General features: G+C 70.5%; 28 protein-coding genes. 14 read left to right on the forward strand and 14 right to left on the reverse strand.

Going from position 1 to position 25442, the window contains the following annotated elements; translation table 11 throughout:
- Positions 1–60 precede the first annotated feature (60 nt).
- Entirely contained in the window at positions 61–615 is a 555-nt protein-coding gene (locus E9232_RS17600; protein WP_309795912.1) for a sigma-70 family RNA polymerase sigma factor, read from the forward strand.
- Complete coding sequence (locus E9232_RS17605; RefSeq protein WP_309795914.1) at positions 615–1382, forward strand: anti-sigma factor family protein; 768 nt, start codon at positions 615–617, stop codon at positions 1380–1382. Before E9232_RS17600 ends, E9232_RS17605 begins: the two co-directional genes overlap by 1 nt.
- A 19-nt stretch (positions 1383–1401) precedes the next feature.
- Here E9232_RS17605 and E9232_RS17610 read toward each other — a convergent pair whose 3' ends face one another.
- Complete coding sequence (locus tag E9232_RS17610; protein WP_309795916.1) at positions 1402–1851, reverse strand: GNAT family N-acetyltransferase; 450 nt, start codon at positions 1849–1851, stop codon at positions 1402–1404.
- A 105-nt stretch (positions 1852–1956) separates the two neighbouring features.
- Here E9232_RS17610 and E9232_RS17615 point away from each other — a divergent pair, with 105 nt between their 5' ends.
- A complete protein-coding gene (locus tag E9232_RS17615; RefSeq protein ID WP_309795919.1) occupies positions 1957–5247 on the forward strand; it encodes a bifunctional diguanylate cyclase/phosphodiesterase in 3291 nt (1096 codons plus the stop codon).
- Here the strand turns inward: E9232_RS17615 and E9232_RS17620 are convergent, their stop codons facing one another.
- Entirely contained in the window at positions 5248–6177 is a 930-nt protein-coding gene (locus tag E9232_RS17620) for a DMT family transporter (protein ID WP_309795921.1), read from the reverse strand.
- A 102-nt stretch (positions 6178–6279) separates the two neighbouring features.
- Here E9232_RS17620 and E9232_RS17625 point away from each other — a divergent pair, with 102 nt between their 5' ends.
- From E9232_RS17625 to ssuD, 3 genes are all read left to right on the forward strand, one after another.
- Positions 6280–7140, forward strand: a complete 861-nt coding sequence (locus E9232_RS17625) for a LysR substrate-binding domain-containing protein (RefSeq protein ID WP_309795923.1) — start codon at positions 6280–6282, stop codon at positions 7138–7140.
- Positions 7141–7367: 227 nt separating this feature from the next.
- Entirely contained in the window at positions 7368–8327 is a 960-nt protein-coding gene (locus E9232_RS17630; RefSeq protein ID WP_309795926.1) for an aliphatic sulfonate ABC transporter substrate-binding protein, read from the forward strand.
- Positions 8328–8506: 179 nt separating this feature from the next.
- A complete protein-coding gene (gene ssuD, locus E9232_RS17635; RefSeq protein WP_309795927.1) occupies positions 8507–9670 on the forward strand; it encodes an FMNH2-dependent alkanesulfonate monooxygenase in 1164 nt (387 codons plus the stop codon).
- 105 nt (positions 9671–9775) lie between these two features.
- Here the strand turns inward: ssuD and E9232_RS17640 are convergent, their stop codons facing one another.
- On the reverse strand, positions 9776–10819 hold the full coding sequence (locus E9232_RS17640) for an aldo/keto reductase (protein WP_309795929.1): 1044 nt from the start codon (positions 10817–10819) through the stop codon (positions 9776–9778).
- A 200-nt stretch (positions 10820–11019) separates the two neighbouring features.
- Positions 11020–11646 (reverse strand): FMN-dependent NADH-azoreductase, encoded by a 627-nt coding sequence (locus E9232_RS17645; protein ID WP_309795931.1) that lies wholly within the window; start codon positions 11644–11646, stop codon positions 11020–11022.
- 147 nt (positions 11647–11793) lie between these two features.
- On the opposite strand from E9232_RS17645, the gene E9232_RS17650 reads away from it, so the two are divergent.
- On the forward strand, positions 11794–12270 hold the full coding sequence (locus tag E9232_RS17650; RefSeq protein ID WP_445351989.1) for a winged helix-turn-helix transcriptional regulator: 477 nt from the start codon (positions 11794–11796) through the stop codon (positions 12268–12270).
- A 129-nt stretch (positions 12271–12399) separates the two neighbouring features.
- Positions 12400–12969, forward strand: coding sequence for a TetR/AcrR family transcriptional regulator (locus tag E9232_RS17655; RefSeq protein ID WP_309795933.1), 570 nt, complete (start codon positions 12400–12402; stop codon positions 12967–12969).
- 139 nt (positions 12970–13108) lie between these two features.
- Here the strand turns inward: E9232_RS17655 and E9232_RS17660 are convergent, their stop codons facing one another.
- Together E9232_RS17660 and E9232_RS17665 are read right to left on the reverse strand one after the other, a co-directional pair.
- Complete coding sequence (locus E9232_RS17660; RefSeq protein WP_309795935.1) at positions 13109–13351, reverse strand: DUF1127 domain-containing protein; 243 nt, start codon at positions 13349–13351, stop codon at positions 13109–13111.
- 299 nt (positions 13352–13650) lie between these two features.
- On the reverse strand, positions 13651–14523 hold the full coding sequence (locus E9232_RS17665) for a LysR family transcriptional regulator (RefSeq protein ID WP_309795937.1): 873 nt from the start codon (positions 14521–14523) through the stop codon (positions 13651–13653).
- Positions 14524–14629: 106 nt separating this feature from the next.
- Here E9232_RS17665 and E9232_RS17670 point away from each other — a divergent pair, with 106 nt between their 5' ends.
- From E9232_RS17670 to E9232_RS17685, 4 genes are all read left to right on the forward strand, one after another.
- Entirely contained in the window at positions 14630–15556 is a 927-nt protein-coding gene (locus E9232_RS17670; RefSeq protein ID WP_309795938.1) for a DMT family transporter, read from the forward strand.
- A 109-nt stretch (positions 15557–15665) separates the two neighbouring features.
- Positions 15666–16052, forward strand: a complete 387-nt coding sequence (locus E9232_RS17675; protein WP_309795940.1) for an NADH:ubiquinone oxidoreductase subunit NDUFA12 — start codon at positions 15666–15668, stop codon at positions 16050–16052.
- A 23-nt stretch (positions 16053–16075) separates the two neighbouring features.
- Positions 16076–16636: an outer membrane lipid asymmetry maintenance protein MlaD gene (gene mlaD, locus E9232_RS17680; RefSeq protein WP_309795941.1), complete on the forward strand. Its 561-nt coding sequence runs from the start codon at positions 16076–16078 to the stop codon at positions 16634–16636.
- Between the two features lie 8 nt (positions 16637–16644).
- A complete protein-coding gene (locus E9232_RS17685; protein WP_309795944.1) occupies positions 16645–17142 on the forward strand; it encodes a DUF2155 domain-containing protein in 498 nt (165 codons plus the stop codon).
- Positions 17143–17161: 19 nt separating this feature from the next.
- Here the strand turns inward: E9232_RS17685 and E9232_RS17690 are convergent, their stop codons facing one another.
- Genes E9232_RS17690 through aat form a run of 3 tightly spaced genes read right to left on the reverse strand, consistent with a single transcriptional unit; the run spans position 17162 to position 19112 of the window.
- Positions 17162–17536, reverse strand: a complete 375-nt coding sequence (locus tag E9232_RS17690) for an MAPEG family protein (RefSeq protein ID WP_309795946.1) — start codon at positions 17534–17536, stop codon at positions 17162–17164.
- A complete protein-coding gene (locus E9232_RS17695) occupies positions 17533–18465 on the reverse strand; it encodes a GNAT family N-acetyltransferase (RefSeq protein WP_309795948.1) in 933 nt (310 codons plus the stop codon). The genes E9232_RS17690 and E9232_RS17695 overlap by 4 nt, the downstream gene beginning before the upstream one ends.
- Entirely contained in the window at positions 18465–19112 is a 648-nt protein-coding gene (aat, locus tag E9232_RS17700; protein ID WP_309795950.1) for a leucyl/phenylalanyl-tRNA--protein transferase, read from the reverse strand. The genes E9232_RS17695 and aat overlap by 1 nt, the downstream gene beginning before the upstream one ends.
- A 304-nt stretch (positions 19113–19416) precedes the next feature.
- On the opposite strand from aat, the gene trpS reads away from it, so the two are divergent.
- On the forward strand, positions 19417–20463 hold the full coding sequence (gene trpS / locus E9232_RS17705; protein ID WP_309795953.1) for a tryptophan--tRNA ligase: 1047 nt from the start codon (positions 19417–19419) through the stop codon (positions 20461–20463).
- 9 nt (positions 20464–20472) lie between these two features.
- On the opposite strand, the gene E9232_RS17710 is transcribed toward trpS, so the two are convergent.
- Both E9232_RS17710 and E9232_RS17715 read right to left on the reverse strand, forming a co-directional pair.
- Positions 20473–21399 (reverse strand): aq_1923 C-terminal domain, encoded by a 927-nt coding sequence (locus E9232_RS17710; protein WP_309795955.1) that lies wholly within the window; start codon positions 21397–21399, stop codon positions 20473–20475.
- A 32-nt stretch (positions 21400–21431) separates the two neighbouring features.
- The gene (locus E9232_RS17715) at positions 21432–22349 is read right to left on the reverse strand and encodes an aq_1923 C-terminal domain (protein WP_309795957.1); all 918 of its coding nucleotides are present in this window, start codon (positions 22347–22349) and stop codon (positions 21432–21434) included.
- Between E9232_RS17715 and E9232_RS17720 the strand changes: the two genes are divergently transcribed.
- Positions 22348–22539, forward strand: a complete 192-nt coding sequence (locus E9232_RS17720; protein ID WP_309795959.1) for a hypothetical protein — start codon at positions 22348–22350, stop codon at positions 22537–22539. The two genes, E9232_RS17715 and E9232_RS17720, sit on opposite strands and share 2 nt — an antisense overlap.
- A 63-nt stretch (positions 22540–22602) precedes the next feature.
- Here E9232_RS17720 and E9232_RS17725 read toward each other — a convergent pair whose 3' ends face one another.
- From E9232_RS17725 to accB, 3 genes are all read right to left on the reverse strand, one after another.
- The gene (locus tag E9232_RS17725) at positions 22603–23487 is read right to left on the reverse strand and encodes an aq_1923 C-terminal domain (protein ID WP_309795960.1); all 885 of its coding nucleotides are present in this window, start codon (positions 23485–23487) and stop codon (positions 22603–22605) included.
- A gap of 164 nt (positions 23488–23651) precedes the next feature.
- Positions 23652–24989 carry an acetyl-CoA carboxylase biotin carboxylase subunit gene (accC, locus tag E9232_RS17730; RefSeq protein ID WP_309795962.1) on the reverse strand — a complete coding sequence of 446 codons (1338 nt, stop codon included), beginning with the start codon at positions 24987–24989 and terminating at the stop codon, positions 23652–23654.
- Entirely contained in the window at positions 24989–25435 is a 447-nt protein-coding gene (accB, locus tag E9232_RS17735) for an acetyl-CoA carboxylase biotin carboxyl carrier protein (RefSeq protein ID WP_309795964.1), read from the reverse strand. Before accB ends, accC begins: the two co-directional genes overlap by 1 nt.
- Positions 25436–25442: the final 7 nt, after the last annotated feature.

Below are 25442 nucleotides of genomic sequence, written 5' to 3' on the forward strand. Positions count from 1 at the left end.
GATGATGCTGAGACGGCGGCCGGGTCGCATGGCGCGGCCCGCCCTGCCGGGGAAAGGCCCATGCGCAGGACGGATGTGGCGACGGCGAAGCGGTTCCGGGACACCGTCCTGCCGTGCCTGGACGATGCCTATACGCTCGCCCGCTACCTGACCCGCAACCCGGTCGACGCCGATGACCTGGTGCAGGAGGCCTATGCCCGGGCCCTGCGCTATTTCGACGGCTTCAGCGGCGGCGACCCGCGGCCCTGGCTGCTGACCATCCTGCGCAACTGCTTCTACGCCTGGCTCAGGGCCAGGCGGGCGCAGCAGGGCGAGCCGCTGCCGGACCCCGACGAGACCATCGCCGAGGCCACGACCGATCCCTGGGGCCAGGCCCCGGAAGATCCCGAGGAGACCCTGATCCGCATCGACGAGGCGGCGGTGGTGCGCAGCCTGGTCGAAGCCCTGCCCGAGCCGTTCCGAGAGGTGCTGGTGCTGCGCGAGATGAGCGACCTGTCCTATCAGCAGATCGCGGCCGTGACCGAGGTGCCGATCGGCACCGTGATGTCCCGGCTGGCGCGTGCCCGGCTGCTGGTCAAGCGTGCGTGGCTGGCCCGCCAGGCGGAGGAGAAGTAATGAGCTGCCCGGACAAATCGGTGCTGCTGCACGGCATGCTCGACGGCGAACTCGATGTCGTCGGCGCCCTGGCCTTCGAAGCGCATATGAAGGAATGCCCGGCCTGTGCCGCGGAATACCAGCGCCAGCAGGCGATCCGGGCGGCGCTGCGCCGGCCCGAGATGCGCGACCGCGCGCCGGATGCGCTGCGCCGGCGGATCGAGGCGCTGGCCGATGTGCCGGCGGAACCGTGGTGGCATCGCCTGCTCCAGGGGTGGCGCTGGGGCGGTGCCGGGGCGGCGATCCTGGCGACGGCGATGGCGCTTCTCCTGTTCATGCCGGGCGGTGGCGAGGACCTGACCCAACAGCTGGTCGACAGCCATGTCCGCTCGCTGCTCGCCGAGCATCTGACCGACGTGGTGTCGTCGGACCGGCACACGGTCAAGCCCTGGTTCGCCGGCAAGCTCGACGCGGCGCCGCCGGTGATCGACCTCGCGCCGCAGGGCTTCCCGCTGGCGGGCGGGCGGCTGGATTATCTCGACCGGCGGGTGGTCGCTGCGCTGGTCTACCGGCGGCGCGAGCACATCATCAATCTGTTCGTCTGGCCCGAGCCGGGGGTGCGGGACGCCGCGGTGACCGAGGAGACGGAGGAGGGATACCGGCTGCTGCACTGGACCCGGGCGGGGCTGCAGTTCTGGGCGGTGTCCGATGTCGACATGTCCGACCTGCAGACCTTCCAGGCCGCCTATCAGGACGGCGTGGCGGAGCAGGGGGCAGCGGCGCACTGAAGCCCGCCGCCGCCTGGGTTTATAGGGTCAGCTTCATCCCCTCATGGCTGGCGACGAAGCCGAGTCGGGCATAGAAGCGATGGGCGTCGGCGCGCTGCTTGTCGGTGGTCAGCTGCACCAGGGCGCAGCCGCGGTCGCGGGCGCGGGCGATCGCCCACTCCATCATCGCCTGGCCGGCGCCCTGGCCGCGGAGCGACGAGTCGATGCGCACGGATTCGATCTGCGCCCGCCATGCGCCGCGGCGCGACAGGCCGGGAAGGAAGCTCAGCTGGAAGCAGCCGACCACCGCGCCGTCCGCCTCGGCCACGATCATCTCCTGGTTCGGGTCGGCTGCGATCGCGTCGAAGGCGACGCGGTAGGGCGCCTCGACGGCGGTCTCGCGATTCTTGCCCAGCGGATCGTCCGCCAGCAGCCGCAGGATCGCCGGCAGGTCGGCGGCCGTCGCCGCGCGCATCGTCAGGTCCATCATCCACTCCTCGTGCGGGCGGCCGGCCGCACATCCCCTTGTCACGGTGACCTATCGTTGATGCAATGCCTGCCACGAGCATGTTTTCGTGGCAACGAGCGTTGATGCATGGGCGATGCAGCCGGCCGGCCGCGCAAGGGCAAGCGCTTTCCCGCAGGCGGGGATCTGTCCCGCCACATCGTCGACCATGCGGCGGTGAGCATGGCGGTTGCGGGGGGCGACGGTCGCTGCCTGCACGCCAATCCGGCCTTCTGCGCCATGTTCGGCTTCACGCTGGAGGACTGTATCGGCCGCACCGTCGGCGACATCGTCCATCCTGACGATCGGGCCGCGGTGCTCCACGCTTTCGACGCGCTGCGGCGGGGCCAGATCGAGACCGCCCGGGCGGAGCGGCGCTACCTGCGCCAGGATGGCGGCGTCTTCTGGGGCATGGCGCATGTCTCCGCCCTGCGCGACATGGCCGGTGCGCCCAGCCTCTACATCTACCAGATCGTCGATATCGGGCCGAAGAAGCGGGCCGAGGCCGACCTGCTGGCCAATGAGCGGCGCTGGAACTTCGCCCTCGGCAGCGCCGGGCAGGGGGTATGGGACTGGGACGTGGAAAGTGGCCGGATCTGGCGGTCGCGCCAGTGCCGGGCCATGCTCGGCTTCCGCGAGGCGGAGATCGACGAGGTCGGGGACCGGTGGTGGCGCCGCCGGCTGCATCCCGACGATGTCGGCCGCGTGCTGGCGGCGTTCGATGACCTCGCCGGCGGCCGGGACCAGATCTACGACACGGACTACCGGCTGCGGCACCGGGACGGGCGCTGGGTCTGGATCCTGGCCCGCGGCAAGGTGGTCGAGCGGCGGCCGGACGGGCGGCCGCGGCGGATGGTCGGGACCAACACCGACATCACCCGGCAGAAGGAGATCGAGGAGCAGCTGGCGATGGTCAGCGAACGCCTCGAGCTCGCCGTCAAGGCCGGCCGGATCGGGGTGTGGGACCTCGATCTCGTGACCGACATGTACAATCTCAATGCCGAGATGCACGAGATCTATGGGCTCGGCCAGGAGGGGATGCGCGCCGGGGTGGCGCCGGGCGCCTATGGCGGGACCATGGCGGAGGCCTTCGCGCTGATCCATCCCGACGACGTGGCGAAGGTGTCGGAGGACTGGCAGCGCGCCCTGGGGCAGACCTCGGCCTATGAGGGCGAGTTCCGCATCCGCCGGCCGACCGGCGAGCTGCGCCACATCTATTCCGTCGCCCAGGTGCAGCGCGATCCGGCCGGCAAGGCGCGCCGGGGCATCGGCATCAATCTCGACATCACCGAGCAGAGGGAGGCCGCGGCGCGCGTCGCCGCCCTGAACGAGCGGCTGGAGCTGGCCCTGGAGGTCGGCAGCGTCGGCATCTTCGACTTCGACTTCGCCACCGAGCACTACAGCTGGGACGGCCGGATGTACGAGCTGTACGACCTGTCCCCCGGAACCTATGACGGGACCCTGGCGATGTGGATCGGCTTCCTGCACCCGGACGACATCCCGAAGGTGATGAGGGAGTACGAGATCGCGGTGCAGGAGACCTCGGTCTTCAGCATCGACTTCCGGATCCGGGCGCAGCGCACGGGCGGCATCCGCCATATCCGCTCGCTCGCCCGGGTGATCCGCCGGCCGGACGGCAGCCCGCTCCGCGCCGTCGGCATGAACTGGGACATCACCGACCACAGGGACCTGGCCGAGGCGCTGTTCGAGGAGAAGGAGCGCCTGCGCATCACCCTGCATTCGATCGGCGACGCGGTGATCTCCACCGACGCCGAGGCCCGGATCACCTTCATGAACCCGGTGGCCGAGCAGCTGACCGGCTGGCCGGCGGCCGAGGCCATGGGGCGGCCGCTGCCGGACGTCTTCCGGATCGTCGACGAAGCCAGCGGCGAGGTAATCGCCGATCCGGTCAGCATCTGCCTGGAGCGGATGCAGCCATTATACGTCAGCGACGGCGCCATCCTGGTGGGGCGGGGCGGCGAGCGCCGCAACATCCGGGATTCCGCGGCACCGGTCCGCACCGCCTCGGGCGAGATCATCGGCGCGGTGCTGGTGTTCCAGGACGTCACCCGCGACCGCACCCTGCAGCAGGCGCTGGCGCATTCCGCCAGCCATGACAGCCTGACCGGCCTGCCCAACCGGATGGCCTTCGAGCACGGGCTGCGCGAGGCGGTCGAACAGGTCCGGCGCGGCGAGGGGCGTGAGCACGTGCTGTGCTGCATCGACCTCGACCGCTTCAAGATCGTCAATGACGGCGCCGGCCATGCCGCGGGCGACGCCCTGCTGCGCGACGTCGCCAACCTGCTGCGGCGGCGGTGCCGGGCCGAGGACCTGGTGGCCCGGCTGGGAGGCGACGAATTCGCCCTGCTGCTGCGCGACTGCTCGGTCGGCGACGGCGTGACGGCGGCCCGCCAGGTGATCCGCGCGGTGGCCGGCCTGCGCTTCGTCTGGGACGACAAGAGCTACCACATCGGCGCCAGCATCGGCCTGACCGTGGTCGCCGCCGATGGCGGCCGCCCGGACGAGCTGATGAGCCAGGCGGACATCGCCTGCTACACCGCCAAGACGGCGGGCCGTGGCCGGGTGTCGATCTATGGCGGCGACGGCAGCGCCGCCCGCCGCCACCACCGCGAGATCCAGATCGCGGCCGGCATCCGCAACGCCATCGAGACCAACCGCTTCCGCCTGTATGCGCAGGAGATCCGAAGCCTCGGGCCCAACCCGGTGCCGATGAGCCACATCGAGATCCTGCTGCGCATGCAGGACGACGACGGGAACATCGTCGAGCCGGTGGATTTCATCCCGGCCTCGGAACGCTACGACCTGATGGGCAGCATCGACCGCTGGGTGATCCGCACCACGCTGCGCGACCACGGCCCCAACCTGCGGGCCGCCCCCGGCCTGTCGATCGCCATCAACCTGTCCGCCAATTCGCTGAACGACCCGTTCCTGTGGCCGTTCCTGAAGGAGGAGCTGTTCGTCTCCGGCCTCAACCCCGGGCGCCTGCATCTCGAGATCACCGAGACCGCGATGATCAACAACCTGGGCGCGGCCGGGCAGTTCGTGACCCGGGCGCGCGCCGCCGGCTGCCGCGTCGTGCTCGACGATTTCGGCACCGGGCTCAGCTCCTTCAGCTATCTCCGCCAGTTCCCGGTCGATGGGGTGAAGATCGACGGCGGCTTTATCCGCCAGGTGGCGGGCAGCGCGGTCGACCGCGCCATCGTCGAATCGATCAACGCGATCGGGCACCGGCTCGGGGCGATCACCACCGCCGAGCATGTCGAGGATGCCGAGACCCTGGAGATCGTGCGGGCGATGGGGATCGACCAGGCCCAGGGCTATGCGGTCGCCCGGCCGCAGCCGCTGGACACGGTGATCTGACTACCGTCCGGCCTTCGGCCGCGGCGCGGTGGTGACCAGCCGGATGCCGAGGGCGATCGGCACCACGCCGAGCAGGTCGAGCGGCGGCACATGCTCGCCGAGCACGGCCCAGCCGAGCAGCAGGCCGATCGGCGGCACCAGGAAGTGCAGGGCGCTGGCGGTCGAGGCGCCGAGCCGGTCGAGCATGTCGAACCACAGGAGGTAGCTGGCGAGCGAGACGGCGAGGGCGAGCCAGAGGAAGCTGGCCAGCAGCTCCGGCGTCCAGCGGATCGCCGACATCGGCTCCAGCGCTAGGCCCAGAGGCAGCAAAGCGATGCCGGCCGCCAGGGTCTGCACCGCGGTGCCGTACCAGAGGTCGCCGGACGGTCCGTTCGATGGCGGCGCGATCCGCTTGTACAGGATGGTGCTGGCCGACAGCGCCACCAGCGCGCCGAAGGTGAAGGCGATGCCGACCGGCCCCTCGATGCCGCTGCCGAGCCGGCTCTGCAGCACGATGCCGACGCCGACGACGCCGAGCGCCAGCCCGGCCAGCTTCGTCCGGGTCAGCCGCTCGCCCAGCAGCAGCGCCGCCAGCACCGCGGTCAGCACCGGGTTCATGCTGATGATCAGCGCCGCGAAGCCGGAGGTGACGCTCCGCAGCCCGAAATAGGACAGGGCCAGGTAGACCGCCATGGTGACGATGCCGAGCAGGGCGAAGCGCGCCACCGCGCCGGGGCCGAGCGTCCAGCGCCGGCCCGACAGCCGGGCCAGGCCGGCCAGCACCAGCCCGGCCAGCAGGAACCGCGTCGACAGCAGCAGGAAGGGCGGGGCGTAGGTCACCGCCACCTTGGCGGCGGTGAAGGCCGAGGCCCACAGCACCACGAACAGGGCGGGAAAGCCCCAGCGCACCAGGGTGCTGCGGCCGGAAGCCGGGATCGAGGCGGCGTGCATGGTCGATCTCTCCTTTGGATCGGCTGCACCTTAGAGGCCGGAGTGACTATTTAGAAATTCAATGGTTAAATGATGTTCAGTGGAAAAGCAGATAGGTGCCTCATGCTGGATCTCGACCTGTTGCGCAGCTTCGTTTCGGTGGTCGATGCCGGCGGCTTCACCCGGGCGGGCGAGCGGGTGCACCGCACCCAGTCGACGGTCAGCCAGCAGATCCGCAAGCTGGAGCAGGGGATCGGCCGGCCGCTGCTGGACCGCCAGGGCCGCGCGGTGGTGCCGACCGAGGAGGGCGAGCGTCTGCTCGGCTATGCCCGCCGACTCCTGGCCCTCAGCGACGAGGCCGAGGATGCGCTGCGGCGGCCCGACGGCCTCACCGTGGTGCGGGTGGGCCTGAGCGAGGATTTCGCCGCCGAGCGGCTGACCGGGCTGCTGTCCGGCCTGGCGCGGCTGAAGCCGACATTGCGGCTCGACGTGCACTGCGACCATGGCATCGAGCTGCGCCGCGCCTTCGCGGCCGGCGACCTCGACGTCGCCGTGCTCAAGCGCGACCCCGGCGCGGGCCCCGCCTTCGCCGCCTGGCCGGAGCCGCTGGCCTGGGTTGCCAGCCGCCGCCATGGCGTGCCGGACGGCGACCCGGTGCCGCTGGTGGCCTATGAGCAGGGCTGCCTGTACCGGGCGCGGGCGATCCATGCGCTGGAGGCCGCCGGCCGCCGCTGGCGCATCGCCTTCACCGGTTCGAACCTGCCGGCGGTGCAGGCGGCAATCGAATCCGGTTTCGGCATCGGGATCCTGGCCGGACGCGCCGTTCCCGATGGCCTGCGCTTCCTGCGTCCCGAGGAGGGGTTCCCGCCGGTGCCGCCGAGCGAACTCGCGGTGATGCTGCAGCCTGGCGCGGCAGGTCTGGCGCGGCTGGTGGCGGAACGGCTGGCCGAGGCCTGCGCCGAGGCGCGGCCCGAGGCGGCGTAAGCCAGAGGCGCCATCGACTTCGTCATCGCGAGGTGTAGGTTGGGTTCGCAAGAGCGAACCCAACCTACGAAGCTTACTCAAAATAACTCATAATTTATGTTGTTAAATCGATAATTTACATTTTCAACTGAAAATCAGATTGACGAACTCCAGTCCGGATTGAGAGATTATGTATGGGCGCCGGTCTGCCGGGCCTGGACTCGGCCCGGCCTTCCGGAGAACTGGACATGCTTTCCCGCCGCACGCTGCTCTCGACCACCCTGGCCCTCGCGGCCGCGGCCCCCCTGATCGCCGGCCGGCCGGCGCGGGCGGAGGAGGCGCCGAAGGCGCTCCGCATCGGCTACCAGAAGAACGGCATCCTGCTGGTCGCCAAGACCCGCAAGTCGCTGGAGGGGCATTTCGGCCCGCTCGGCGTCACTGTGGAATGGGTCGAATTTGCCTTCGGCCCGCCGCTGCTGGAGGCGCTGAACGCCGGCAGCATCGATTTCGGCGCCACCGGGGACACGCCACCGATCTTCGCCCAGGCGGCGCAGGCAGATCTGGTCTACGCCGCGGCCCAGCCGGCCGCCGGTTCGGGGCAGGGGCTGGTGGTGCCGAAGACCTCGACGGCCAGGACCGTCGCGGACCTCAAGGGCGCCCGCATTGCCGTCGGCAAGGGCTCCAGCGCCCACAACTTCCTGGTCGCGGCCCTGCAGAAGGCGGGCCTCGGTTGGCAGGACATCACCCCGGTCTATCTCGCCCCGGCCGATGCCCGCGCCGCCTTCGCCGGCGGCAGCCTGGACGCCTGGGCGATCTGGGATCCCTATTTCGCCATCGCCGAGCAGGAGGAATCGGCCCGGGTCATCACCACCTCCGCCGATGTCGAGCCGCAGAACTCCTACTTCCTCGCCAGCAAGGGCTTCGCCAGCGACCATCCCGGCGCCCTGCGCAGCCTGGTCGAGGAGCTGAACCGGGTCGGCACCTGGGCCGATGCGCATCACCCGGAGGTGGCGAAGCTGTTCGCCGACGAGACCGGCATCAGCCTGGCGGCGGAGCAGCGCTCGGTCGACCGCGCCACGTTCCACATCGGCCCGCTGACCGACGAGATCGTGACCCAGCAGCAGAAGATCGCCGATCGCTTCGCCGCGCTGGGGCTGATCCCGGGGCCGATCACGGTGCGGGACATCGTCTGGACTCCGAGCGCCTGAGAGACCGTTTGGAAATGCTACTGGTGTGGCCGTCTGACGGCGGTTTCTGCGCTTCCGGTGCTCACGGACCCAAACGTCCGCTGCGCGCCGGTTCTCGAAACCACCGCCAGCCGACTCACACCAGCGCATTTCCAAACAGTCTCTGAGCGCCGCCTTTCCCAATCATCAGGACGCCGCCCATGTCCGACACCCAGAAGCCGCTCGACCTGTTCTGGTTCATCCCGACCAGCGGCGACGGCCCCTATCTCGGCACCCAGGACCGGCACCGTCCGGCCGATTTCCGCTATCTCAGAGAGATCGCGACCGCGGTCGACCGGCTCGGCTTCAAGGGCGTGCTGCTGCCCACCGGCCGCGGCTGCGAGGATGCCTGGATCACCGCCACCGCGCTGGCGACGGCGACCGAACGGCTGCGCTTCCTGGTGGCGCTGCGCCCCGGCGTGGCGACGCCTGCCTTCTTCGCCCGGCAGACGGCGGCGCTGGACCGCATCAGCAACGGCCGGCTGCTGCTCAACGTCGTGGTCGGTGGCGACCCGGCCGAGCTGGCCGGCGACGGCGTCTTCCTCGACCACGACACCCGCTATGCCCAGGCGGCGGAGTTCCTGACCATCTGGCGCGGCCTGCTGTCCGGCGACACCGTCGATTTCGAGGGCGATTTCCTGAAGGTGAAGGGCGGCAAGCTGTCCTTCCCGCCGGTGCAGCGGCCGCATCCGCCGCTGTGGTTCGGCGGCTCCTCCGACGCGGCGCTCGACCTCGCCGCCGACCAGGTCGACACCTACCTGACCTGGGGCGAGCCGCTGGAGCAGGTGGCGGAGAAGATCGCCGTGGCGCGGGCGCGGGCGGCGGCCCGCGGCCGCACCCTGCGCTTCGGCATGCGCATCCACCTGATCGTGCGCGAAACCGAGGACGAGGCCTGGCGGGTGGCCGAGCGGCTGATCCGCGACGTCTCGGACGAGGCGATCGCCGAGGCCCAGAAGAAGCTGGCGGACGGGTCGGATTCGGTCGGCCAGAAGCGGATGACGGCGCTGCATGGCGGCCGCCGCGACAAGCTGCTGGTCGGGCCGAATCTGTGGGCCGGCATCGGGCTGGTGCGCCGCGGCGCCGGCACCGCCCTGGTCGGCGATCCGGAGACGGTGGCGGCGCGGCTGCGCGAGTACCAGGCGCTGGGCATCGAGACCATCATCGCCTCGGGCTACCCGCATCTCGAGGAGGCCTACAACGTGGCCGAGCTGCTGTTCCCGGCGCTCGGGATCGGCGCCGACGGCGAGAAGGCCGGTGCGCATGAGCTGCATCCCGGCGAATTCGGCGCCGTCACCGGAAAGCCGAAGCTGACCGCGGTGTCGTAGGGGCGGGAGCGGCCGTAGGGTGGGTTCGCGATTCGCGAACCCAACATCGTGACGATCGAGCCAATGTTGGGTTCGCCGGGGCGAACCCAACCTACAATGCGAGCCTTACCCTTCCCGCTTGGTCCAGGCGGTCGGCTTCGGGTTGCGCTCGAAGCCGATCTGGTGCCAGTAGGGATAGGCCGGGGTGCGGTGGCTTGCGTCGTCCAGCACCGCCACCTGCTCCGGCGTCAGGTTCCAGCCGACCGCGCCGAGATTCTGCTTCAGCTGCTCCTCGTTGCGGGCGCCGATCACGATGTTGGCCACGGTCGGCCGCTGCAGCAGCCAGTTCAGCGCCACCTGCGCGATCGTCTTGCCGGTCTCCTGCGCCACCCGGTCGAGCGCGTCGACGACGTCGTACAGGTACTCGTTGTCGACCGGCGGCCCGCCGACATCGCCGCCGGAGGCGACGCGGCCCGCCCCGGCCGGCTGGCCGCGCCGGAACTTGCCGGTCAGGCGGCCCCAGCCCAGCGGGCTCCACACCATCAGCCCGACCTTCTGGTCGACGCCGAGCGGCATCAGCTCCCACTCGTAGTCGCGGCCGATCAGCGAGTAGTAGCCCTGATAGGCGACATAGCGTGCCAGCCCGTAGCGCTCGGACGTCGCCAGCGCCTTCATCAGGTGCCAGCCCGAGAAGTTGGAGGCGCCGATATAGCCGATCTTGCCGGCGCGGGTCAGGTCGTCGAGCGCCCGCAGCGTCTCGTCGACCGGCGCGATCGCGTCGAAGCCGTGCATGAAGTAGAGGTCGATATGGTCGGTGCCGAGCCGCTTCAGGCTGGCCTCGCAGGCGCGGATCAGGTGGTGGCGCGACGAGCCCACATCGTTCGGCCCGTCGCCCATCCCGAAGGTGGCCTTGGTCGAGATCAGCACCTTGTCGCGCCGGCCTTTCAGCGCCTGGCCCAGGATCTCCTCCGACACGCCCTGGCTGTACACGTTGGCGGTGTCGAAGAAATTGACCCCGGCCTCTAGGCACAGATCGACCATGCGGCTGGCCTGGGCGACGTCGGTGTTGCCCCAGCGCTCGAAGAACTCGTTGGCGCCGCCGAAGGTGGCGGTGCCGAAGCTGAGGGCCGGAACCTTGAGGCCGGATCCGCCGAGCTGACGGTATTCCATGGGAGGGTCTCCGTGGTGGCGACGGGATGGGTGCGCCGAAGCTGCGGCTCGTTGCCACGGATATGATGGGCGCGCGCGCATCTCCAATCCAGCCGCTGGAGGCATCAGGCCCGTGATCTTGGCATCGGACGGGCCGGCGGCCGTGTGCTAGGCGCCGGGAGATCGGGATCAGCCGCTCCTGGCCGATCCCGATTCTGAGGTCAGGCCGCCTGCGCGGTGACGGCGGAGGCCTTGGCCAGAGCTCCGGACACGGCCTTCTCCGCGGCTTCCGGGCCGTAGGCGACGCCCTCGGCCGCGATCACCTCGACATCGGTCAGCCCGATGAAGCCCAGCAGATGCCGCAGATAGGGCTCCTGGAAGTCATAGGCCTTGGCCGGACCCTCGGAATAGATGCCGCCGCGGGCCTCGACCACATACACTTTCTTGCCGGTGACCAAGCCCTTCACGCCGTCGGCGCCGTAGCTGAAGGTGGCGCCGGCCCGCAGCAGGTGGTCGAACCAGCTCTTCAGCGTCGAGGCGAGGCCGAAATTGATCATTGCCGAGGCGATGACGATGGTGTCGGCGGCGAGGACCTCCTGCACCAGAGTGTCGGACAGGGCGAAGGCCGCGTGCTGCGCCGGGCTGCGGGCCTCGGGCGCCACGCCCAGGACGGCCACGGCCACGAAGTCCTCGCCGATATGCGGCAGCGGGTCGGCGGCGAGGTCGCGACGGACCACCGTGGCGGCCGGATCCGTCGCCGTCAGCCGGTCGACCAGCGCCTCGGCGATCTTGGTGGAATGCGAGGCCGCGCCGCGCGGGCTCGAGGTGACGAACAGGATGCGGCTCATGGGCAAATCGATCCTCATGCTTCGGAAGGGGCCCGGGCCCTGGGCGGCCAATCGGCACGCCGGGATTGACCTCGGCCCGGGTCAGTCACATTTTGTGACCGACGCTAAATTGATGACTGCCCGGAATCCCCGCAAGGAGGCACATTTTTGGAACCCAGTCACAGCGATGTGCATGGCGACTGCCGCGCGATCAGCGACGTGCTGGCGCGGATCGGCGACAAATGGACGGTGATGGTGGTCGGCCTGCTGTCGGACGGGCCGATGCGCTTCAACGAGCTGCGCCGCACCATCGGCGGCATCTCGCAGCGGATGCTGACGCTGACGCTGCGGGGGCTGGAGCGGGACGGGCTGGTGACGCGCACCGTGTTCCCGACCATCCCGCCGCGGGTGGACTATGAGCTGACCGATCTCGGCCAGACCCTGATCGTGCCACTCAAATCGTTGTTCGCCTGGGCGACCAGCAACCGCCCGATGATCGCCGCCGCCCAGCAGGCCTTCGACGCCGCCACGCCCAACACGCCGGTGCCCCATCCGCCGCGGCAGGTGCCGAACCTGCAGGCGGCCCGGCTGCCGAAGATGGCCCAGGCCTTCGACGACGCACCGGGCGGGCGGAACGGCCGCTGACGGGGAGGGCTGCCGCGGTCCGGGGCCGGGCCGCTGGACGGCCGATTACCCTTTGTAAGATACTATCGGTAGGATTGTCGGGCCCTCTGCCCTCGCGGGCGGATCCGGCCTGATGCAGGAGACGATCGGATGAAGCTGCCCAGGGCGCAGCGGCGCGACCAGCTGCTGGAGACCGCGCAGGCGATGGTGCGCGAGCAGGGGACCGATGCCCTGACGCTCGGCGCCCTGGCGGAGCGCGCCGGCGTCAGCAAGCCGATCGCCTATGAGCATTTCAAGACCCGGTCCGGCCTGCTGATCGCGCTGTACGACCTGCTCAACGACCGCCAGGTCGCGGCGCTGCTCGAAGCGCTGCAGCGCACGCCGCGTCGGCTGGAGGATGTCGCCCGGGTGGTCGCCCGGGCCTATATGGACTGCTACACCTCGATCGGGCCGGAATGGCACGCGGTCGCGGCGGCGCTGCAGGGCGACGAGGAGATGGGCGGCCATCAGCAGGAACTGGTCGACTGCTATGTCGCATTCTACTTCGATGCGCTCGCGCCCTATTCGGCGGTGCCGAAGGAGGAGCTGCATCTGCGCTGCGTCGGCATCATCGGGGCGGCGGACGCGATCTCGCGGGACATGATCCGCGGGCGGGTCGACGAGGCGACGGCGGCGGCCAGCCTGGCCTCGCTGATCGTCAACTGGGTCTCGGCGGCCTGAGCAGCGAGGGCGTCTGAGCGGCAGGGGGCGGCGGGCTTGGCGTCCGGACAAAAGAAAACCCCGCCGGCTTACGCTCGGCGGGGTTTTCGCGACCCTTGTCCGGGGGAGGAGTCGGACAGGGTGCCTCCAGTCGCTCCGATCACGCGGCGCGACGGATGACCGAATCTTCGTTCGCGGCGGCAACGACGGCCGTCGGGCGCAGCATGCTGGCAACGTCGGCATGGCCGATGTTGGTGTCGCGGGCGGCGCGGCTGAGGCGCTCCATGATGGTGCCGCGGTTCATGCCGATGTCGGCCAGCAGGCGGTCATCGAGCTGCATCAGGGCAGCATAGGCACGACGACGGTCCCAGGCGGCGACCAGCTTGTTGATGAGGGTGTTCACGTCAGACTTCCTTCTTTGGGCGTGCCGCGACCAGCGAGGTGTTCGCGGCGCGGTGTGCGGTGTGTCTCACTGCACGAGCCGATATATGCGCTTACCTTAGCCATGCTTCCACCCCTGCCTATCGCACCGCAGCAATGCAGGCGATGCAATGCCTGACAATTAATCGCCCACTGCGCCCAGCTTCCGCCTCGGTTGGCGAAATTCGTCGCAATTCCGCCGCAATGCGCAATTGGTGCGCTGCAAAACAATTGGGCAGGCGGTGCAAACCGAATGGGCTTACGAGAAAGTAAGCGAGAGTACTATATCGCCGCGGCGAGCTCGGGGAGGGCCAGTCCTTCGGCCAAGTGCCGGGCCAGCAGGGCGCCGGCCGGGGCCAGGCCGGGCGCCCGGTGCAGCCGGATATCCGCCTCCGGCAGCGGCGGCAGCCCGTCGCGGTCGCCCAGCGGGCGCAGCTCCGGCGGAAACAGCCCGGCCTTGACCACGGTGACGGCCAGGCCCTGCGCCGCGATGGCGGTGACCGCCGCCAGGCTGTGGCTGACGAAGGCCAGGCGCCAGGGCAGGCCGGCCCCGTCCAGCGCCGCCATGGCCCAGGCCCGGAACAGGCAGCCCTGCGGGTAGAGGGCGAGGGGCATAGGGCTGAGGCCGTCACTCGCCAGGGCACGGCCGGCGGCCCACAACGCCCGCTCCCGCCGCAGGAAGGTGCCGCCGCCGTCGCCCGCGGCGTGCATCGCCAGCACCAGGTCGAAGCGCTCGCCCAGCCGCGGCAGCATCGGCCCGGTCAGCCCGGTCACCATCTCGACCTGGATGCGGGGATGGGCGGCGGCGAAGCCCGCCAGCAGCGGCGGCACCAGCCGGGTGCCGTAATCCTCCATCACGCCCAGCCGCACCACCCCCTCGACCTGAAGGTCGCGCAGCCGGCCCACCGCCTCGGCCGAGACCGCGAGGATGCGGCGGGCGTAGCCGAGCAGGACTTCGCCGGCCGGGGTCAGCCGCAGGCTGCGGCGGGTGCGGTCCAGCACCGGCGCGCCGACCGCCGCCTCCAGCCGCTGGATCTGCATGCTGACCGCCGACTGGGTCCGGTTCAGCGCCGCGGCGCCGCGGGTGAACGAGCCATGGTCGGCGACGGCGACGAAGGCGCGCAGCAGGTCCGGGTCCAGCACGATCCCCTCCATCACGGCTCCTTCATCACGGATGGTGATGCAGTGGATCACAGTTATGCGTTTCCGTGAAGTTGGCTGCGGCTCCTATCCTTCTTATGCATGGCGGAAGGGGCAGGGGATGTCGCGGAACGGGATCGGGGTGATGGCGGCGCTGGCGTCCAGCACGCTGGGGGGCACGTCGGTGGTGGCGACGCGCTTCGTGATCGGCGCCACCGACCCGGCGACGCTCAGCGTGTTCCGCTTCGGCATCGGCTGCGCCCTGCTGGTGCCGGTGGTGCTGGCGCTGCGGGCGCCCTGGCCGGCGCGGCGCGACCTGCCGGCGGTGGCGCTGCTGGGGCTGCTGTTCTTCGCAGCCTTCCCCTTCCTGTTCAACGCGTCGCTGGCCCACACCACCGCGGCACGCGGGGCGCTGGCGCTATCGACTCAGCCGCTGCTGACCCTGGCCGCCGGCGCGGCGCTGGGGATCGAGGCGCTGACCCGGCGCAAGGCGGCCGGCGTCCTGCTCGCCATGGCCGGGGTGGCGCTGGCATTGATGGCCGGTCTGGCCGACGCGCCGCCGCAGGCCTGGCGCGGCGATCTGCTGATGGTCGGGGCGGCGGGCTGCGGCGCCCTCTATAATGTGTGGTCGCGCGCCTATGTCAGGCGGTCCGCTGCCCTGTCCTTCACCGCGCTCGGCATGGCGGCGGGCGGCTGCGGCCTGGCGGCGCTGGCGCTGGCGACACGGCCGGTGGCCCTGCCGGCCCTCGACGCCGCCGGCTGGGCCGTGGTGCTCTATCTCGGCGTGGTCGGCGCCGCGCTGACCTTCTTCCTGTGGTCCTTCGCCCTCGGCCGCACCACGCCGACCCGGGTGGCGATCTCGGTCACGGTGAACCCCGTGGTGGCCACGCTGTTCGGCACGCTGCTGCTGGGCGAGCCGGTCGGCTGGCCGCTGCTGCTGGGCCTGGCCACGGTCGCGGCCGGCATCGCCGTGGCGGCGACCGACCCGCGGCGCCCGGCCGCGCCGATGCCGGAGGCGAGCGTTTCTTCACCTGCGCGGCTGCCTTGAAAATGCCCCGGCCGCGCGGCGGCGCGCGCACTGGACGCGGGCGGTCGGCGATGCCATAGTCCGCGCCGTTCGGCGACCTGGGGTCGCCTCTCGGTATGTCCACGGATCCATGGCCTTCGATCTGACCGAATTCGGGCTCCGCGCCTATCTCCGTTTCGTCACCTGGCGGCATGGCGCGCATGTCGGCAATGACGCGCTCGGCAACCGCTACTTCCGCAGCCGCAAGATCCGTGCGGGCGGCCGCGAGAAGCGCTGGGTGGTGTTCAACGGCGGCGTGTCGGAAGCGACCCGCGTGCCGCCGGAATGGCATGGCTGGCTGCACCACACCACCCAGCAGCCGCCGGGCGAGGCCAGCCCGTTCCGCCGCCCCTGGCAGCAGCCGCCCGAGAGCAACCCGACCGGGACCGAGCACGCCTACCTGCCGCCCGGCCATCCGCTGCGCGGCAGCCATCGCGCCAAGGCGACCGGCGACTACGAGCCGTGGACGCCGACGTGACCGGACCCGCCTGAGGAAGAGTGATGCACAGGAACGTCATCGAGACGGTGATGGGCGCGGTCGTGTTGGCCGTCGCCCTGTTCTTCCTGGGATTCGCCTATTCCAGCGCCAATTTCAGCACCGTCTCGGGCTATCGGCTCAAGGCCCAGTTCGACCAGGCTGACGGCGTGTCGGCCGGCACCGACGTGCGCATCGGCGGCGTCAAGGTCGGCACCGTGACCAGCATCGCCCTTGACCCCCAGACCTACCTGGCCAATGTCGACCTCTCGATCGACCCGTCGATCAAGCTGTCGAACGACACCGCTGCGGCGATCAGCAGCGACGGGCTGCTCGGCGGCCGCACCCTGACGCTCAGCCCCGGCGGCCGCCCCGACGATCCCAGCGGCTGGCTGAAGGATGGCGACACCATCGACCACACCCAGTCCAACCCCAGCCTCGAGCAGCTGCTCGGCCAGGTGATCTTCAGCATCGGCCAGATCGGCGACAAGGCCAGCAGCGGCGGCCTGGGCGGGTCGTCTCAGGGTGGGGCGTCCCAGGGCCAGGCCCCGCAGACCAAGCCGGCCGGCGGCATGTTGGGGAATTGAGCGGCATCATGCGTCGTTTCGCTGTCCTGCCGGCCCTGGCGGTCCTCGCCGTCGCGGCGCTTCCCGCCGCGGCCCAGGCCGCCGCCACCATCGACCAGCCGATCGCCGAGCTGCGCGGGCTCGACAAGATCACGGCGCGGACCCAGCCGCTCGAGGCCAAGGTCGGCGACAAGGTCCAGTTCGGCAGCCTGGCCATCACGGTGCGGGCCTGCCGCAAGGCGCCGCCCGAGGATCCGCCGGAAAGCGCCGCCTTCCTCGAGATCACCGACACGCCGCCGGGCCACCCCGCGGCCACGGTGTTCTCCGGCTGGATGTTCGCGTCCTCGCCCGGCGTCTCGGCGCTCGACCATCCGGTCTACGATGTCTGGGTGGTCAGCTGCACCGACGCCTCGCCGGCCGCGGCCGCCGCCAGCCAGGAGGTCGACGACAACGTGCCGGATGCCTCGACCCTGCCGTTGCCGGAAATGAAGATCATCCCGCCGGCGCTGCCGCCCAGCCGTCAGTAGGGTGGGCCACCAGTAGGGCCTACAGCGCCGCGACCGCGAACAGCCCGAGGACGCAGAGGAAGCCGAGCGTCCACAGGCTGGAGCGCAGGCTGGGCAGGTCGGCCGCATAGGCGCCGGTGTAGGCGATCCGGGCCAGCACGAACAGCCCGGCCAGCAGGTCGACCCGGCCCTGCGGTGCCGCCGCCAGCTGGGCCACCAGCACTGCCGCGGCGAAGGCCGGGAACGTCTCGAAATGGTTGCGGTGCGCCCAGTCCAGGCGCTGCGCCCAGCCGGTCATCCGCTCCATGCCCAGGCGCGGCGCGTGGTTGTCGATCCGCGCGGCGGATTTGGCCGGCATGACGGTGAGATAGGGCAGCATCACGGCGGCCAAGATCATCCAGGTGGCGAAGGTCATCGCGGCGACTCCAGCGGGCCAGCCTCGGGAAACGCCTTGGCGAAGACCGGGATGGTCTCGCTGACCGCGAAGCCATGGCGGCGGTACAGCGCCAGCGCCGCGTCGTTCGCCGCCGCCACGTCCAGCACGGCGCTGCCGGCCCCGGCGGCGTGCAGCCGGCGCAGGCTCTCGGCCACCAGGACGTCGCCCAGCCGGCCGCCGCGGAACTCCGGATCCCGCCCGATCAGGCCGACATCGCCCTCGCCGCCGGGCGCCTCGGGCGGATGCACGCGCAGGAAGCCGGCGACACGGTCGCCCTGCAGGATCAGGCCGTGATTCTCGGCCAGGGCCATGGCGCGCACGGCAAAGCTGTCGAAGTCGGGGATGCTTGAGCCGGGGACGGGCGCCATGGCGCGGCGGACGGCGTCGTGCTGGCTGCGCATGGTGGCCTCCGTCGGCCGCCCCCAGGACAGGCCGTCGGGCAGCGGCGGCACTGGCGGCGGCGGGCCGTCCAGGGCGCGACGCATCAGGTACATCCGGTAGGCCTCACGGTAGCCCCGCGCGACCAGCCGGGCCTCCCAGTCGAGGAACAGGTCCGTGGCCTCGATCTCGAGGTGGCGGCGCCGGCTGCCTGGCATCGCCGCCTCGGCCTCCTGCAGCAGCCGATCGGCCAGGGCCTGCCGGTCGCAGCCGGGATCGATGCCGAGCAGCGCGAAATTCGCCGCGTCGGCGGCGTTGCTGCAGGTGTCGACCAGCACGGCCACGGCGACGCGGCGGCCCGCGACATCGGCCAGGTCGAGGATGGCGCCGGGACCCGAGACCAGTTTGGTCAGGCCCCAGCGCGGGTCGAACGGCATCGCAGGCACCGGATGGGCCGCGATGAAGTCGAACAGCGCCTCGTCGATCGGGCTGGCCGGGACCGGGCGGCGGCGCAGGGGCAGGGTGCTCATCATCCCTCCGGTCGATGGTGCAGCAGGTCGTCCATCTCGGCAGCCGGGTCGGCGCCGGCCCAGTCCGGCCGCAACGCCAGCGCGGTGGCAAGCTGCCGGCGGTATTCGGCGCGGTCGATCTCGATGGTGCCGAAGCGGGCGAGATGGTCGGTGACGAACTGGGTGTCGAGCAGGATGAAGCCGGCGGCGCGCAGCCGGGCGACGAGATGGATCAGCGCCACCTTGCTGGCGTCGGTGGCACGGCTGAACATGCTCTCGCCGAAGAAGGCACCGCCGAGCGAGACGCCGTACAGCCCGCCCACCAGCGTGTCGCCGTCCCAGCACTCGACGCTGTGGGCGAAGCCGCCGCGGTGCAGCGTGGTGTACAGCGCGACGATCTCGTCGTTGATCCAGGTGTTCGGCCGGTCGGGCGCGGGCGCGGCGCAGGCGGCGATCACGGCGGCGAAGGCCCCGTCCGCCGTCACCCGGAAGCGGCCGGCCTTGACGGTGCGGGCGAGGCGGCGGGGCACGTGCAGGCCGTCGAGCGGCAGCACGCCGCGACGCGGCGGGTCGAACCAGTGCAGCTCGGTGCTGTCGGCGGATTCCGCCATCGGGAACAGCCCGGCGGCGTAAGCGCGCAGCAGCAGCTGGGGCGTGATGCGGGTCATGGCCGGGACCGGGTGGTGATACCGGAAGCAAGGGGAGTCGCGGCGCTCATGTTCCGTCGATAGCCGAGGGGGAGGGGGCGCGTCTAGCCGCCGCGGTCTTTCCTGCGCGGCCGCGTCGCGCTATCATGCCGGCATGATGAAGCCCGCGACCTCGTTCCGGAATTGGTGGCGCAGCGCCTGACGGCGGCTGCGCGTGCTTCGTCCTGCACCCCGGGCCGCTCCGATGGAGTCGGCCCTTTTTCATCTCCGTGAGACGGCAATCCATCCGAGCGGCCCCCTTGCCTTGCTCGAAAGGACTCGTCCTATGACCGACATCACCCTTGCCCGCCCGGCCCCGGCGCCCGGGATCACCGAGGCCGACACCGTGCTGACCGGCGACCGGCCGACCGGGCCGCTGCATCTCGGCCACTATGCGGGGTCGCTGGCCAACCGGCTGCGGCTGCAGCGCCTGTGCCGGCAATTCGTGCTGATCGCCGACCTCCAGGCCCTGACCGACAACGCCGCCGATCCCGGCCGGGTCAGCCGCAACGTGATGGAGGTGGCGCTGGACCACCTCGCCATCGGCATCGACCCGGCGCGGAGCCACATCGCGCTGCAATCCGCGATGCCGGAGCTGGCCGAGCTGGCGATGCTGTACCTCAACCTCGTCACCGTGGCCCGGCTCGAGCGCAACCCGACGGTGCGCGACGAGATCCGCCAGCGCGGCTTCGCCCGCGACCTGCCGGCCGGCTTCCTGTGCTACCCGGTCAGCCAGGCCGCCGACATCACCGCAGTGGCGGCGACACTGGTGCCGGTGGGGGCCGACCAGGCACCGATGCTGGAGCAGACGGTCGAGGTCGTCCGCGCCGTCAACCGTCTGGCCGGCGATGCGGTGCTGCCGGAGCCGCGCATCCTGCTGTCGGCCACACCGCGGCTGCCGGGCCTCGACGGCCAGGGCAAGATGGGCAAATCTGCCGGCAACGCCATCGACCTGCGCGCCGATGCCGATACGGTCCGCGCCGCGATCCGCCGGATGTACACCGACCCCGGCCATGTCAGGGCGGAGGACCCGGGCCGGGTCGAGGGCAATGTCGTCTTCGCCTATCTCGACGCCTTCGACCCCGATCCGGCCGGGGTGGCGGCGCTCAAGCAGCGCTACCGCGCCGGCGGCCTGGGGGACATGGCGGTGAAGCGGCGGCTTGAGGAGGTGCTGAACGCGCTGCTGGCGCCGATCCGCACCCGCCGGGCGGAATTCGCGCGGGCCCCGGACGAGGTCCGCGCGATCCTGCGGCGCGGCACCGAGGCGGCGCGGGCCGAGGCCGCCCGGACGCTGGATGCGGTGCGCGCGGCCTTCGGGCTGGTGCGGCCGTGAGAACGCAGCTCAGTAGCTGGCGGTCAGGTTCAGCCGCTTCACCAGCGCCGTCAGCTTGGCCAGCTCGCTGACTTCGCCAGGTTCCAACTCCGCCAGCTCGGTGAGAGGGAGCGGCGGCTGCGGCGCCAGCGACAGCCGGAACGGCCCGCGCGGCTGCGGCATGGACTGGATGAAGCGGCCGATCGCCGCCACCGACTCCTTCGGCACCCCCGCCGCGACCAGGATGGCCAGCTGGGCCATGCCCTGTAGCTTGGCCGCGGCGACCGCGCCTTCCGGGTCGGTCTCGCCGTCCGGCAGGGCGAACAGCAGCGGCAGCAGGGCATAGCCTTCGAACATGCCTTGGTTGTCGAACTCCAAGGTCAGCGACTGCAGCGCCACCCCGGCCGCGACCGCCGGGTCCGGAACCTGGTCCGCGGTCAGCTTGTCGAGGTTGAGTCCACGCACCGCGGCAGTGACGGTCAGATGCCCAATCTGCTGGCCGCGGAAGCTGGCGTCGCGGATGGTCAGCACATTGGCGGCCGCGTCGTAATCGAAGTCGAAAGTGATCTCGATCGGCTTCTGCACCAGCTTCATCTGATAATTGTTCGCCGCGGGCAAGGCCGGCGCGGTGAAGCGGATGCCTTCAGCGCGGACCGACAGCGTCAGCGGAAACCGGTCGGTGTAGAAACGCTTGAAGTCGATCCGGTCGATGGTCAGCGACCCGACCATCCAGCCCTGGTACCGGCTTATCGCCACGAGCAGGTCGTTGTAGTGGCAGCCGCTGTCGCCGACCGGCGTCACCTTGCCGACCGTCGGGGCCTCCTCGGTGGCCTTGCCGATCATCGGGATCAGATCGCGGCAGCGCTGCACCGGGTCCGCTGGAACCGGGGCGGCGTGGGCCGGCAGGACGAAGCCGGCCGCGACGACGAAGGCGGCGGCGCTCCAGATGCGGGTCATGGTCTTCTCCGTCTCGGTCGGCTCGGGCGGGCTCAATAGGTCACGGTCAGGTTCAGGCGCCGGAACAGCGCCTCCGGCGTCGCATCCCCGGCATCTTCGCCGAACAGCAGCGCGGGCATCGACACCGTTCCGGCCGGCGCGGCGGTGAGGGTGATCGGCCGGGGCGCCGGGAAGTCGCGCACGAAGGCCAGCAGCGGCGTCACCATCGAGTCCGGGAACCCGCCGGCGGACATGGAGGCGACCTGGTTCTGTACCGCCTGCTGCAGCGCGGCCTTCCGCTCCTCGTTGGTGCCCGGGTCCTTCTCGGCCAGGCCCTGCGCTCCCGCGGTGAGGACGCGGTCGACGATGCCGTCGTCGCGGAAGCGCAGCGACATCGCCGTCAGGTCGCCCGCGCCGATCAGGACGTGGACCGGGAATCTCGGCGCGAAGTCGAAGGAGAAGGTCTGGGCCCGGACGTTCCGGCGCCGGTTGCTGAACGAGATTTCGCCCAGGCCGGGGCCGGACAGTGACAGCGACGAGACATCGAGATCCCCGGTCGCGGCATCCCAGCGGTAGTCGAGCGCCGCGTCGAGCTTGACCAGGCCGGGGCCGAGCGCCGCCGTCACAGCGGAGTCCTTCAGCTGGACGTCCTTGGCCCGCAGCGACGCCGCCTCCAGCCGGCGATCCTGGTAGATTCGGGCGAAGTCCAACCCGTCGGCCGACAAGGTGCCGACGGTCCAGCTGCGGCCGAGCCCGAGATCGACACGCAGCTCGGAGAAGCGGCAGCCATCGGCTCCCAGCGGTTCGACGGTGGCGGCCGCCGGCGTGGCGATCCCGGCCACCGCCGCCGCGATCTCCAGCAGGCCGCGGCAGCGGTCGGCGGGGGCGGTGGGGACCGGCGCGGCATGGGCCATCGGGACGAGGCCTGCCACGATGACGGCGACGGCTGCTGCGCGGCGGATGCGGGTCATGGCGATATTCGTCTCACTTGGCCCGGTCAGTCGGCGACAACGAGATTCAGGCGCTCCACCGCCCGTCGAAGCCGCTGCGGATCCGATCGAAGTCGATACGGTCGACCAGGATCAGTCGATCGATGCCGCCGGCCACAAGGCCGCCGTTGCCAGCGCCAGGATCGCCAGGGTCTTCATGCCGGTCTCCTGAGACGGCGATGGCCGGGGAGTCGCCGCCCCGGCCATCGCTTCACATCAGGTCCGATCGCAGCCGTCAGTAGGCGACGGCGACATTCAGGCTCTTGACCAGCTCGGTGAACTTCGGCTCGCCCGGCTTGGCCGCGGCGAACTGCGCCAGCGCCACCGGGGCGGCCGGGTCGGCCGAGATGGTGATCGGGCCCTTCGGCGCCGGGAAATCCTGGGCGAAGGCCATCAGGCTCTTCACCGCCGGCTCCGGCACGCCGAAGGCGGACAGCATCGCCATGCCCATGGTCGCCTGGCTCTTGCCCTGCTCGATCGCGGTCTTCGGGTCCTCGCCCTGGGCCGTCGCGAAGGCGATGACCTTGTCGATGATGCCCTTGTTCTCGAAGTGCAGCTTGATGCTGCGCAGCGCCGCGGTGGCCAGCATCGCGCTGGGGTCGGACGCCGTGGTGGCATCCGTGCTGATGCCGTCGAAGGCGCCGGTCAGCGCCACTTCGCCCAGCGCGTCGCCGCTGACCGTGAAGTCGGTCAGGGTGAACATCTTGGTGGCGGGGTCGAGCACGTAGTCGACCGAGACGTCGAAGGACTTGGCGTCATCGCCGAGGAATGCCTTGGCTTCCGGGCTGTCGATGGTGATGCCCTTGGCCTCGGCCACCAGCGCGTTCGACGGCTTGCCTTCGTAGACGCTGGCGAAGTCCATCTTGTCGAGTGTGACCTCCTCGATCGAAACCGTCGTCGGGTCGCCGGGCTTGGTGATCTTCAGGTCGGTGAACTTGCAGCCGGTGTCCCCGACCGCTTCGATGTTGCCGATCTGGGCGTCCTTCAGGGGCGAGTCCGGCAAAGCGGTCACCAGGCCCTTGCAACGCTCGAGCGGATCGGACGGGACATCGACCGCAAAGGCCGGGGCCGCAAACAGCGCGACCAGCGCCGCCGCCGTCGAAGCACGAAACACGTTCATCTGTCTCTCCTCGCATATCGGGGCGGCAGCCGGACCCCTAGGCCGGAATAGGCCCGGGAAGGCGATCGCATCATCCCCTATGGATCGCCGTCCCCAGGCTCTTCCCCGGGGCACCTGGCAAGGTCATATCCCCAGAATTGGGCTGAATTCAGGCTGGACGCGCGCTATTTCGCCATCAGCTTCTCAAGCCAGCGAATATCGTATTCGCCGTTGATGAAGTCGGGCTCCGCGATCAGCCGGGCGTGCAGCGGCAGGGTCGTCTTCACCCCGTCGATGACATATTCCTCCAGCGCCCGGCGCAGCCGCATCAGGCATTCGTTGCGGGTGCTGCCGCGCACGATCAGCTTGGCGATCAGGCTGTCGTAGTGCGGCGGGATGCGGTAGCCGTCATAGATCGCGCTGTCGACCCGCACGCCCAGGCCCCCCGGCGCGTGGTAGCCGTCGATCCGGCCGGGGGAGGGGATGAAGGTCTCCGGATCCTCGGCGTTGATCCGGCATTCGATGGCGTGGCCCTGGAACACGATGTCGTCCTGGGTGTAGCCAAGCGGCGCGCCGGTGGCGACGCGGATCTGCTCGCGCACCAGGTCGATGCCCGAGATCTCCTCGGTGATCGGGTGCTCGACCTGCAGCCGGGTGTTCATCTCGATGAAGTAGAACTCCCCGTCCTGATACAGGAACTCCATCGTGCCGACGCCGCGGTAGCCGAGCTTGCGCGCGGTGTCCGCCGCCAGGCCGCCGATAAAGGCCCGCTCCTCGGCGTTCAGGGCGGGCGACGGGGCCTCCTCGATCACCTTCTGGTGGCGGCGCTGGATCGAACAGTCGCGCTCGCCGAAATGCACCACGTTGCCGTGCATGTCGGCCAGCAGCTGGATCTCGATGTGGCGGGGGTGGTCGAGATACTTCTCGACATAGACGCTGTCGTTGCCGAAGGCGGCACGGGCCTCGTTGCGGGCCATGCTGTAGGCCTCGGGCAGCTCGGCATCGGTCATCGCGACCTTCATGCCCTTGCCGCCGCCGCCCGCTGTGGCCTTGACCAGCACCGGATAGCCCATGCCGCGGGCCAGCGCCTGGGCCTCGTCGACCGTGTCGACGGCGCCGTCGGAGCCGGGGACCACGGGCAGGCCGGTGGCCTTGACCGCATCCTTGGCGGCGATCTTGTCGCCCATCACCCGGATGTGCTGGGCGGTCGGGCCGATGAAGGCAAAGCCGTGCTCCTCCACCATCTCGGCGAAGCGCGCGTTCTCGGCCAGGAAGCCGATGCCGGGATGGATCGCGTCGCAGCCGGTGATGGTGGCGGCCGAGAGCAGGGCCGGGATGTTGAGGTAGCTGTCGCGCGCCGCCGGCGGGCCGATGCAGACCGCCTCGTCGGCCAGGCGGACGGCCATGGCGTCGCTGTCGGCCGTCGAGTGCACGACCACGGTGCGGATGCCCATCTCGCGGCAGGCGCGATGGATGCGCAGCGCGATTTCGCCGCGATTGGCGATGAGGACCTTCTCGAACATCAGTCGATCACGACGAGGGGTTCGGCGAATTCGACCGGCTGCGAATCCTCGACCAGGATGGCGGTGATGGTGCCGGACCGCGGGCTGCGGATCGGGTTCATCACCTTCATCGCCTCGACGATCAGCAGTGTCGCGCCCTCGGCCACTTTGTCGCCGACCTTGACGAAGGCGGCGCTGCCCGGCTCCGGCGACAGGTAGACGGTGCCGACCATGGGTGAGGTCACCGCGTTCTTCGGCGGGCCGGCCGGGGCCGCCGGGGCTGCGGCCGGGGCCGCTGCGGCGACGGCCGCGGGGGCTGCGGCATAGGTCGCGGCGACCGGTGCCGGCTGGCGATTCAGCCGGATCCGGCGATCGCCCTCCGAGAACTCGATCTCGGTCAGGCCCGTCTCGTCGAGGAGTTTGGCCAGGCCGCGCACGAAGTCGGGATCGAGGCTGAACGTGCTCATCTATTGC

It is taken from the genome of Inquilinus ginsengisoli (genome assembly GCF_031453975.1).
GTDB classification, from domain to species: domain Bacteria; phylum Pseudomonadota; class Alphaproteobacteria; order DSM-16000; family Inquilinaceae; genus Inquilinus; species Inquilinus ginsengisoli_A.